General features: G+C 69.0%; 11 protein-coding genes and 1 tRNA gene. 8 read left to right on the top strand and 4 right to left on the bottom strand.

Features of this window, described 5'->3' with window-relative positions:
* From V7Q39_RS16570 to V7Q39_RS16550, 5 genes are all read left to right on the top strand, one after another.
* A partial coding sequence (locus V7Q39_RS16570; RefSeq protein WP_333817719.1) for a TonB-dependent receptor occupies nt 1-823 on the top strand: 823 nt, incomplete at its 5' end.
* A gap of 11 nt (nt 824-834) precedes the next feature.
* Nucleotides 835-1,197, top strand: coding sequence for a hypothetical protein (locus tag V7Q39_RS16565; RefSeq protein WP_333817718.1), 363 nt, complete (start codon nt 835-837; stop codon nt 1,195-1,197).
* Entirely contained in the window at nt 1,190-2,575 is a 1,386-nt protein-coding gene (gene hutW, locus V7Q39_RS16560) for a heme anaerobic degradation radical SAM methyltransferase ChuW/HutW (protein WP_333817717.1), read from the top strand. The genes V7Q39_RS16565 and hutW overlap by 8 nt, the downstream gene beginning before the upstream one ends.
* A complete protein-coding gene (gene hutX / locus V7Q39_RS16555; protein WP_333817716.1) occupies nt 2,572-3,078 on the top strand; it encodes a heme utilization cystosolic carrier protein HutX in 507 nt (168 codons plus the stop codon). The genes hutW and hutX overlap by 4 nt, the downstream gene beginning before the upstream one ends.
* On the top strand, nt 3,075-3,968 hold the full coding sequence (locus tag V7Q39_RS16550) for an SDR family NAD(P)-dependent oxidoreductase (protein ID WP_333817715.1): 894 nt from the start codon (nt 3,075-3,077) through the stop codon (nt 3,966-3,968). Before hutX ends, V7Q39_RS16550 begins: the two co-directional genes overlap by 4 nt.
* A gap of 190 nt (nt 3,969-4,158) precedes the next feature.
* Here the strand turns inward: V7Q39_RS16550 and xth are convergent, their stop codons facing one another.
* The 3 genes from xth to V7Q39_RS16535 are packed head-to-tail and all read right to left on the bottom strand — an operon-like array spanning nt 4,159 to nt 6,078.
* On the bottom strand, nt 4,159-4,938 hold the full coding sequence (xth, locus tag V7Q39_RS16545; protein ID WP_333817714.1) for an exodeoxyribonuclease III: 780 nt from the start codon (nt 4,936-4,938) through the stop codon (nt 4,159-4,161).
* 45 nt (nt 4,939-4,983) lie between these two features.
* On the bottom strand, nt 4,984-5,700 hold the full coding sequence (locus V7Q39_RS16540; RefSeq protein ID WP_333817713.1) for a hypothetical protein: 717 nt from the start codon (nt 5,698-5,700) through the stop codon (nt 4,984-4,986).
* A 51-nt stretch (nt 5,701-5,751) separates the two neighbouring features.
* A complete protein-coding gene (locus tag V7Q39_RS16535; RefSeq protein ID WP_333817721.1) occupies nt 5,752-6,078 on the bottom strand; it encodes a HesB/IscA family protein in 327 nt (108 codons plus the stop codon).
* Between the two features lie 76 nt (nt 6,079-6,154).
* Between V7Q39_RS16535 and V7Q39_RS16530 the strand changes: the two genes are divergently transcribed.
* Complete coding sequence (locus tag V7Q39_RS16530) at nt 6,155-7,339, top strand: deoxyguanosinetriphosphate triphosphohydrolase (RefSeq protein WP_333817712.1); 1,185 nt, start codon at nt 6,155-6,157, stop codon at nt 7,337-7,339.
* 73 nt (nt 7,340-7,412) lie between these two features.
* Here the strand turns inward: V7Q39_RS16530 and V7Q39_RS16525 are convergent, their stop codons facing one another.
* Entirely contained in the window at nt 7,413-7,874 is a 462-nt protein-coding gene (locus V7Q39_RS16525; RefSeq protein ID WP_333817720.1) for a disulfide bond formation protein B, read from the bottom strand.
* Between the two features lie 261 nt (nt 7,875-8,135).
* Between V7Q39_RS16525 and ypfJ the strand changes: the two genes are divergently transcribed.
* Nucleotides 8,136-8,996 carry a KPN_02809 family neutral zinc metallopeptidase gene (ypfJ, locus tag V7Q39_RS16520; RefSeq protein ID WP_333817711.1) on the top strand — a complete coding sequence of 287 codons (861 nt, stop codon included), beginning with the start codon at nt 8,136-8,138 and terminating at the stop codon, nt 8,994-8,996.
* A gap of 57 nt (nt 8,997-9,053) precedes the next feature.
* A tRNA-Leu gene (locus V7Q39_RS16515) sits at nt 9,054-9,137 on the top strand.
* Nucleotide 9,138: the final 1 nt, after the last annotated feature.

Here is a 9,138-nt window from a genome sequence, read left to right as displayed (position 1 = left end):
CGGCGCGCGCTGGTATGACGTGACGGCGGACCACCTGGTCTCCACCACCAACGGCACGGCGAACCCCACCAGCTCCAACGCCGACAGCCTCGCGCTCGGCTCGGTCGGCCTCGTCTGGTCGCCGGACGAGACGCTGGCTTTGCGGGCGAACCTCAGTCAGGGCTACATCTACCCGACCTTGGGCCAGCTGTTCCTGACCACCACCGGCGGCGGGATCACCCTGGCCGGCAACCCCGACCTGCAGCCGGAAACCGCCACCACCTTCGAACTCGGCGCCCGCTACGACCGCGAGGGCGGCGTGATCGACGCCACGCTCTTCTACACCAAGGCCGACGATTACATCGCCACCGTCGTCACCGGCAGGACCGGCACCTACCAGAACGTCGATGCCGCCACCAGCTGGGGGCTGGAGCTGTATGCCGAACAGGACCTCGGCTTCTGGAACCTCTCGGCCTATGGCTCGGCAGCGGCGATGCGGCGCAAGCTGATCTACGCCAACGGCTTCGAGACCTTCGACAGCGGTACTCCGCTGCTCTCCGGCAAGGTCGGCCTGCGCAAGGGCTGGGAGACGGAAAGCCTCTCCGGCACCTTCGACCTTTTCGTGCAGGGCGAAAGCAGCGTGGACTACCGCGACGAGACCGGTGCCGTGACCGGCCATGCCGGCGGCTACGGCACGCTGAACCTGCGGGCCGACGTGAACCTCGGCAACGACCTGTCGCTGGTGGCCGAGGTCAACAACATCACCGACCGCAGCTACGAGCCCTACGATCAGATGGAAGGCGCCGAGCGCTCGGTCAACCTGTTCCTGTCGAAGACCTTCTGAGGGGAAAGTCCATGCTGAAGACCGTGCTTCTGATCCTGACCCTGACCGAGGATGGCGCCACCCGCGTCACGCTGACCGAAAGCGACAGCCCCGCCGATTGCGAGGCCAGCCGCGATGTCGTCACCCAGATCCTGACCGGGGCGGGCAACGCGCCCCTTGCCGCGCTCTGCGGTGAGACCGGGCTGCGCCTGACGCCTTTCGTGCATGGCACCCCGCCCGAAGCGGAGACCAACCTGTACCGGGTGGAACTGCCGAAATCCGGCGGGTTCACCATCGCGCCCCTGGCCGAGGGCGAGGCTTGCGCCCCCGACACCGCCGCCGACCCGGCGGTCTGGTGCGCCCGCTCGGGGCAGAGCGTGCTGCCGAATGGCTGACGCCGCCCGATCCCTGCCCGACGCCCCGCCGCTGGAAAGCTTCTTCGCCCGGACTGGCAGCGACCCCTTGGCCATGGCCTTTCCCGGCAAGCGCGCGGTGCATCCCTTTGCCGGGATGGCCCCGGTCGAGGCGGCCGATGTGCCCGCACTCTGGACCGGGCTGCACGGGCAGAAGCGGTCGAACCGGGCCGTCGCCTATCTGCATGTGCCGTTCTGCGAGAACCATTGCTTGTTCTGCGGCTTCTACCAGAACGCCTGGCGCGCCCGCGACGGGGCACCTTACGTCGATGCCGTCATCGCGCAGCTTCAGGTTTTCGCCGACACCCCTGCCGCCGAAGGCCCGCCCTTGCAAGCCGTCTACCTCGGCGGCGGCACCCCCACCGCCCTGGCCGGACGCGATCTCGCGCGGCTGATTACCGCGATCCGCCGCCACCTGCCGCTGACCCCGGATTGCGAGATCACGCTGGAGGGCCGCATCCATTCCTTCGGCCTCGACAAGGCGCGCGCCGCACTGGATGCCGGGGCCACCCGCATCTCGCTCGGCGTGCAAAGCTTCTCCGATGCCATCCGCCGCCCGCTCGGCCGCAAGGCCAGCCGGGCCGAGGTGATCCGCTTCCTCGCCGACCTGGTGGCGCTGGACCGCTGTGCCGTGGTGATCGACCTGATCTACGGCCTGCCCGGCCAGACCCCCGAGGAGGTGGCCGAAGACGTGCGGCTTAGCGCCGGGCTGGGGCTCGACGGGCTCGACCTCTATTCGCTGAACCTCATCCCCGGAACGCCGCTTCTGACCGCGGTGGAGAAGGGCAAGATGCTGCCCGCCGGTCCCGCCGCCCTCGGCGCTTTCTTCGCCGCCGGGGAAGAGGCGGCCGAGGCCGAGGGCTGGACCCCGATCTCCACCACCCACTGGCAGGGCAGCCTGCGGGAGCGGAACGTCTACAACCTCGCCGTCAAGACCGGGGCCGATTGCCTGCCCTTCGGCGCGGGCGCGGGGGGCTTCCTGCAGGGGCTGAACTACCGCATCACATCGGACCTTGCCGATTTCGCCGCGCGCGGCGGGCAACCCGGCGCATGCCTCACCCGCGGGATGATGCGCCAGTCGCCCAGCGCCCCGGTGACCCATGCCCTGAAACACGGGATGGAGCGCGGGCTTCTGGACCTGCGCCCCGCCGAGGCGGCGCTGGCGGCGCTCGCCCCGGTGACACAGGGCATCGCTGCCCATCTGGCGCCGCTTCTGGCACAATGGACGGAAGCGGGCCTTCTGGAACCGCACCACCGCTTTCACCGCCTGACCCGGGCCGGCCGCTTCTGGCAGGTGGCCATGACCGGGCGGCTTCTGGGTTGGCTGGCTTGCCACCCTGATCTCAAGGAGACGACATGACCGACACCATTCCCCGCCCGACCCTGGCCGAAGCGCTGGCCGCCAACCCCACCGCCGCGCTGGAGGACATCGCCCGCGCCGCGGGCGTGACGCCGCTCGACGTGCTGCTGGCGCTACCCGCGGGTGAAGTCACCGCGCTTTCCGGCGAACACATGGTCGCCGCGCTGGACGACATCGCCAGCTGGGGCGAGGTCACCTTCATCGTCAACACCGGCCCGGTGATCCTCGAGGCGAAGGGGCCGATGCACGGCGGCACCGTCGCGCATGGCATGTATAACCTGAAGGGCAAGCCGATCGGTGGCCACCTGAACATCGCCACCTGCGCGAAGGTCGCCTTCGTCCGCCGCAAGCTCTTCTCCTCCGAAACCCGCTCGGTGCAGTTCTACGGCCAAGACGGCAGCTGCCTCTTCAAGGTCTATCTCGGCCGCGACGAGGCCCGCCAGCTGATCCCGGCCCAGATCGCCGCGTTCGACGCGCTGCAAGCCCGGTTGCTGGCGGCATGAGCCGGGTGCTGGAGGGCAGGCATCTCTTGCTCCTCGGTCCGGGCTACGCCGCCCGGGCGGTGGCGGCACGGGTGCTGGCAGCGGGCGGCAAGGTCAGCGCCGCCCTGCGCGATCCGGCAAAAGCCGGGGCGCTGGCGGGGCAGGGCATCACCGCTGTGCCGCTTGCCGGTGGCGCCCTGCCGCCCGCGGTGCTGGACGGGGTGACGGACCTTCTGGTCTCCGCGCCGCCCGGACCGTCAGGTTGCCCGGCGCTGACCGCGCTCGGCGCCCTGCCGCCGGACCTGAGCTGGATCGGCTACTACTCCTCGACCGCGATCTATGGCGATTGCGGCGGCGCCTGGATCGACGAGACCCGCACCCCCAAACCCGCAACCGCCGATGCGAAGGGGCGACTGCTGGCCGAGGCCGCCTGGCAGGAGGCCGCCGCGCGCTCTGGCGCCGCGCTCGACATCCTGCGCATCGCGGGTATCTACGGACCCGAGGGGCGCAACGTGCTGGGTCAGCTCCGCGCAGGCACCGCGCGGGCGATCGTGAAGCCCGGCCAGGTGTTCAACCGCATCCACCGCGACGACATCGCCGGGGCCACGCTCGCCGCCATGGCCGCTCCGGCGGGGCAGCGGCTGACCAATCTGTCCGATGGGGCGCCCTCTCCAGCCTCCGAGGTGCTTCTGGGCGTGGCCGCGATGCTGGGCCTGCCGCCCCCGCCGCAGGTGACCTTCGCCGAGGCGAACCTCCCGCCGGGCGCTGCGGGCTTCTACGCCGAGGACCGCCGCCTGCGCAACGCCCGCTTGCTGGCGCTGCCCGGCTTCAGTCTCCGCTATCCCGACTGGCGCGCCGGCTACCGCGCGATCCTGGCCGGGATGGGGGAGGGCTCGGAACGGGGCGCTTGACCGGTCCCACGCCAGCCTTCCTTCCTATGCCGTGCCAAGGCCGAAAAACGCCTCCCTCCCTCTGCCGTGGGGGAGGGATGGGATGGGGTGGGGCTCCCAGCGAGCAAAAGTTAACACCACACTAACGCACCTGCGTAACCCGTTGGCGTACCTTGCGGTCCCCATCACGCCACGGGTGGCGCCGCGGGTCTCACGCCGCGATCTGCACCCAGACCGGCACGTGGTCCGACGGCTTCTCGCCCCCCCTGACCGCCTTGTCGATCCCCGCCGCCTCCAGCCGGTCGGCAGCCTGCGGCGACAGCATCACATGGTCGATCCGGATGCCGTTGTTCCGCTCCCACGCCCCCGCCTGGTAGTCCCAGAACGTATAGACCCCCGGCGAGGGATCGCGGACCCGGACCGCATCCGTCAGCCCCAGGTTCGCCAGCCGCCGGAACGCCCCCCGGCTCTCCGGCAGGAACAGCGCATCGCCCACCCAGGCCTCCGGCTTCGCCGCATCCATTCCTTGGGGGATCACATTGTAGTCCCCCAGGCAGATGAACGGCTCCTCGGATGCCAGCAACTCCCGCACCCGCGCCTCCATCCGCGCCATCCAGGAAAGCTTGTAGTCGAACTTCGGCCCCGGCGCCGGGTTGCCGTTCGGCAGATACAGCCCGCAGACCCGGACCGGCCGCCCCGCATCGACCACCGCCTCGATCCAGCGCGCCTGTTCGTCGCCGTCATCGCCCGGCAATCCCCGCCGCACGTCGCTCAACGGCAGCTTCGACAGGATCGCCACCCCGTTGAACCCCTTCTGCCCATGCGTCTCCACCCGGTAGCCCATCGCCTCGAACTCATCCCGCGGGAAGCCCTCGTCCACCGACTTGATCTCCTGCAGGCAGACCACATCCGGCGCCGCCTGCTCCAGCCACCCCTTCAGCGCGAGGGTCCGCGCCTTGATCCCGTTGATGTTGAATGTCGCAAGCTTCATGATCGGCCCTCCGCCGGGCCACCCTAGGCCGCCGGGCCGCCCGCCTCAACCCGTCTGCCGCAGGGGCAGGGTGGCCGCCTGCAGCCACAGCGCATCCAGCCGGTCCAGCGCCACCGGATCGAACCGCCCTAGCTCTTCCCAGTAACGCCCCGAGGGCACCAGGTAACCCAGCTCCCCTTCCAGCGCCTGCGCTTCGGCGGCAAGCTCCGGGCACCAGACCCCCGGTGCGGCATGGGCGACCGAGGCCCGCGTCGCCCGGGGGAAGATCAGCCGTGACGGCCCGGTGGACAGGTTCACCACCGCGCAGCCCTGCATCGCCGCCAGCACCATCAGCCGCGCCGACTTCGCCTCCAGCGACCGCAGAGTGATGTCCGCCCGCAAGGGATCCGCCGTCCCGGTGCCATAGAAATGCGTCGGCCCCTGCGCCGGATACTGCATGTCGCAGCCATAGACTGCGATCACGCTTGGCCGCATCGCGTGCAGCGCCCAGTAGGCCGCGGTGAAAGCCATCGTCGCCCCGGCATAGACGAAGCCGCCATAGGCATTCTGCGCCGGGACGAACTCGGTTTCGGTCACGATCCGCTGACCCGGTCCCGCCACGGCCTGCCGCTCCACGGGGAAATCATACGGATGGATGGCCACGTCCCAGTCGGGCCGGATCCGCCAGGCATTGTTGATCACCAGAACCAGATCGAACCACCCACGCGGCCAGAGCGCAGCCTCTGCCGCCATCGGCGCCGAGCCCAGCATCAGCACATACATGACCATCCCTCACCCGTCGCGCGACGAGGTCAGGCTAGCACGCGAGGGGGCTCAGAGCGAGAAACTCGTGCCGCAGCCGCAGCTTGTCTTCGCGTTGGGGTTCTCCACCACGAACCGCGCGCCGATCAATTCATCGGTGAAGTCGATCACCGCATTCGACAGGAAAGGCAGGCTGATCTGGTCGACCAGCACCTTTTGCCCGTCCTTTTCCAGCACCAGGTCGTCCGCCGCCGGATCGTCCAGCGTGATCGAATACTGGAAGCCCGAACAGCCGCCGCCATCCACCGCGATCCGCAGCGGCTTCGCCTCGCCCGTCGCATCGGCGATCTCGGCCAGCCGGGCAAAGGCCCGGTCGGTGACTTTCGGCGGCAGCGTCAGTTCCATGGCTGTTCCCGTATCCTTCGGCGTCCCTCCCGAATATATGGGACGCGACCCTTCCGAACAAGGACAGCCGATGCTTGCCCCTTTCGCCTGCCAACCCGATGCCAGCCGCGGCAGGCTCCGGCCCGAGCGGCTGTCCTCCTTCCGCTCGCCCTATCAGCGCGACCGCGACCGGATCATCCATTCCAGCGCGTTCCGCAGGTTGAAGCACAAGACGCAGGTCTTCGTCGAACACGAGGGCGATTATTACCGCACCCGGCTGACCCATACGATCGAGGTGGCGCAGGTCGCCCGCACCATCGCCGGGGTCCTCGGCCTCAACACCGACCTGGCCGAGGCGGTGGCGCTGGCCCACGACCTGGGCCACACCCCCTTTGGCCATACCGGCGAGGATGCGATGGAGCGGCTGATGGCGCCCTATGGCGGCTTCGACCACAATGCCCAGGCCCTGCGGATCGTGACCCGGCTGGAACGCCACTACGCCGATTTCGACGGGCTGAACCTCAGCTGGGAAACCCTTGAAGGCATTGCGAAACACAACGGGCCCGTCATCGGCCCGAACGCCGACAAGAAGCATGACGGCCCGCTGCCCTATGCCTTGGCCGAGGTCAACGCCCAGTGGGATCTGGAGCTTGACACCCATGCCAGTGCCGAGGCGCAGGTGGCGGCCATCGCCGACGACGTGGCCTATTCGCACCACGACCTGCATGACGGGCTCCGGTCCGGCCTTTTCACCGAGGCCGACCTGATGGAGCTTCCCGTCACCGGCCCCGCCTTCGAGGAGGTGGACCGGCTCTACCCCGGTCTGGAAAAGATGCGCCGCCGCCACGAGGCTTTGCGCCGGGTCTTCGGCCGCATGGTCGAGGATGTGATCGCCGTCGCACAGAACCGGCTGGCCAGTGCCCAGCCTAAATCGGTGGACGATATCCGCCACATGGGCACCACGATCATCCGCTTCTCGAAACCGCTCTACCAGGACCTGAAGGCGGTGCGGACCTTCCTTTTCCACCGCATGTACCGTGCACCCAGCGTCATGGCGGTCCGGGCCGAGGTAACGCGGATGATCGACGACCTCTTCCCGCTGTTCCTTAAGCAGCCCGACCTGCTGCCGCCGGAGTGGCAGGCCGACGTGGCCGCGGCGAGCGACGAGACCAGTCTCGCCCGGGTCGTCGCCGACTATGTCGCGGGCATGACCGACCGCTTCGCAATTCAGGAACATCAGCGCCTGTTCGGAGAGATGGCCCCGCCCCGGCCCTGAGCCGGGCCCTCTGCGGATGAAGCGAGGTCCCGGGTCAAGCCCGGGACGGGTTTCCCCTACGGCCGCGCCCCGCTCAGGCCGTCCGCGCCGCCTTGACCCAGATCGCGGCCAGCACCAGCGACAGGATCGCGTTCCACCCGGCCATGGAAATCCCCAGCATCTGCCAGGCGATGGCGTCGCAGCGCACCACCGAGGCCACGTCCTTCGACGGGTCCAGCAGGTCCGATACCGCGATGCCCTGGATCGATCCGGCGGTGCAGCTTGCCAGACCCTCCCACCATTTCTGCTCGACGCCGACGTGGAAGACCCCGATGGCTGCCGTCGCCAGCGCAGCGACAACGCCCAGCCAGGCCAGCCCCCGCCAGCCCGTCGCCAGCGCCACGATCCCGATCAGGATCGCCGCCGCATGGGGCCAGCGCTGCCAGAGGCACAACTGGCAAGGCGCGAGCCCGCCAATGTACTGGAAGGCGAAGGCCCCGCCCAGCAGGGCTGCCGAGCCCAGCGTGGCAAGAAGGATCAGGGTCGGGCGGGTCAGGGTCATGCGAGGCTCTCGGCTCACTCGGGAAATGCGTCGCGACCATAGGCCGGGCGACGGGGAAGGGGAAGGGGAAGCGAGAGGCCGATCCCGCAGATGTGCTTTCGCGCTTGGCGACATGGGCCGGGAGCGGATAGGATTTCGCGGAACGGCGGCGCGCGCGGGTTAAGGATTCGTGAACGTCCACAGACAAGTATCTGTTCTTAAAGAAATATCGGACCTGTCCAGCGTGGACGGCCGGCGGCAGGGAAGGGTGACGGAATGCAGTGGCGCGGCCGCAGGGAAAGCTCCAACATCGAGGACCGCCGCCGGATGGGCGGGGGCGGGGCCGTGCGGGTCGGCGGGATCGGCGGGGCGGGGGCTGTGGTCGTCTTCCTGATCGCGATCTTTCTCGGTGTCGATCCCAGCCAGCTTCTCGGCCCCGGCGGGATGGAGACCGGCTCTTCCGGCACGCCCACCGAGCTGACCGAGCAGGACAAGGCCGAGGGCCAGTTCGTCTCGGTCGTCCTCGCCGATACCGAGGAGATCTGGACCCGGGTCTTCAAGCAGCAGTTGAACGCGACCTATACCCCCGCGACCCTGGTCCTCTTCAAGGACGCGACACGGTCGGCCTGCGGCGGCGCGTCCGAGGCAACGGGCCCGTTCTACTGCCCGATGGACAAGAAGGTCTACCTCGACACCGGCTTCTTCACGACGCTGCACAAGCGGCTCGGCGCGGAGGGCGACTTCGCGGCGGCCTATGTGGTCGCCCATGAAATCGGCCACCATGTCCAGGACGAGCTTGGCATCCTCGCCAAGGCGAACCAGATCCGCCAGCAGGTCAGCCAGGAGGAATCGAACGCGATCTCGGTCCGGATCGAGCTGCAGGCCGATTGCCTGTCCGGCATCTGGGCACGCGAGGCGGCGCAGACCCTGGGCACCATCGAGCGCGGCGATCTGGAAGAGGCGGTCAACGCTGCCCGCCAGATCGGCGACGACACCCTGCAACGGAATGCGGGCCAGCGCCCGATGCCGCATACCTTCACCCACGGCACCTCGGAACAGCGCTCGCGCTGGTTCATGATCGGGCTCCAGTCCGGCCAGCTGGCCGACTGCGACACCTTCCAGACCAACGACCTCTGAGTCCCTTCCGGCCCGCATTGACGCGGGCCGCGGCAGGTTCTAAACGGGGCTCCGGTGGCCCGAGTGGTGGAATGGTAGACGCAGGGGATTCAAAATCCTCCGCCGCAAGGCTTGCGAGTTCGAGTCTCGCCTCGGGCACCAC

The sequence above is a fragment of the Tabrizicola sp. genome (assembly GCF_036781545.1).
In the GTDB taxonomy this organism is placed as follows: domain Bacteria; phylum Pseudomonadota; class Alphaproteobacteria; order Rhodobacterales; family Rhodobacteraceae; genus Tabrizicola.
This window is presented reverse-complemented; position numbering and strand designations above follow the sequence as displayed.

Coding starts and splice junctions, on each gene's coding strand:
- hutX (WP_333817716.1), top strand. CDS start 2,572: ATGACCGACACCATTCCCCGCCCGACCCTGGCCGAAGCGCTGGCCGCC.
- V7Q39_RS16530 (WP_333817712.1), top strand. CDS start 6,155: ATGCTTGCCCCTTTCGCCTGCCAACCCGATGCCAGCCGCGGCAGGCTC.
- hutW (WP_333817717.1), top strand. CDS start 1,190: ATGGCTGACGCCGCCCGATCCCTGCCCGACGCCCCGCCGCTGGAAAGC.
- xth (WP_333817714.1), bottom strand. CDS start 4,938: ATGAAGCTTGCGACATTCAACATCAACGGGATCAAGGCGCGGACCCTC.
- ypfJ (WP_333817711.1), top strand. CDS start 8,136: ATGCAGTGGCGCGGCCGCAGGGAAAGCTCCAACATCGAGGACCGCCGC.
- V7Q39_RS16540 (WP_333817713.1), bottom strand. CDS start 5,700: ATGTATGTGCTGATGCTGGGCTCGGCGCCGATGGCGGCAGAGGCTGCG.
- V7Q39_RS16565 (WP_333817718.1), top strand. CDS start 835: ATGCTGAAGACCGTGCTTCTGATCCTGACCCTGACCGAGGATGGCGCC.
- V7Q39_RS16550 (WP_333817715.1), top strand. CDS start 3,075: ATGAGCCGGGTGCTGGAGGGCAGGCATCTCTTGCTCCTCGGTCCGGGC.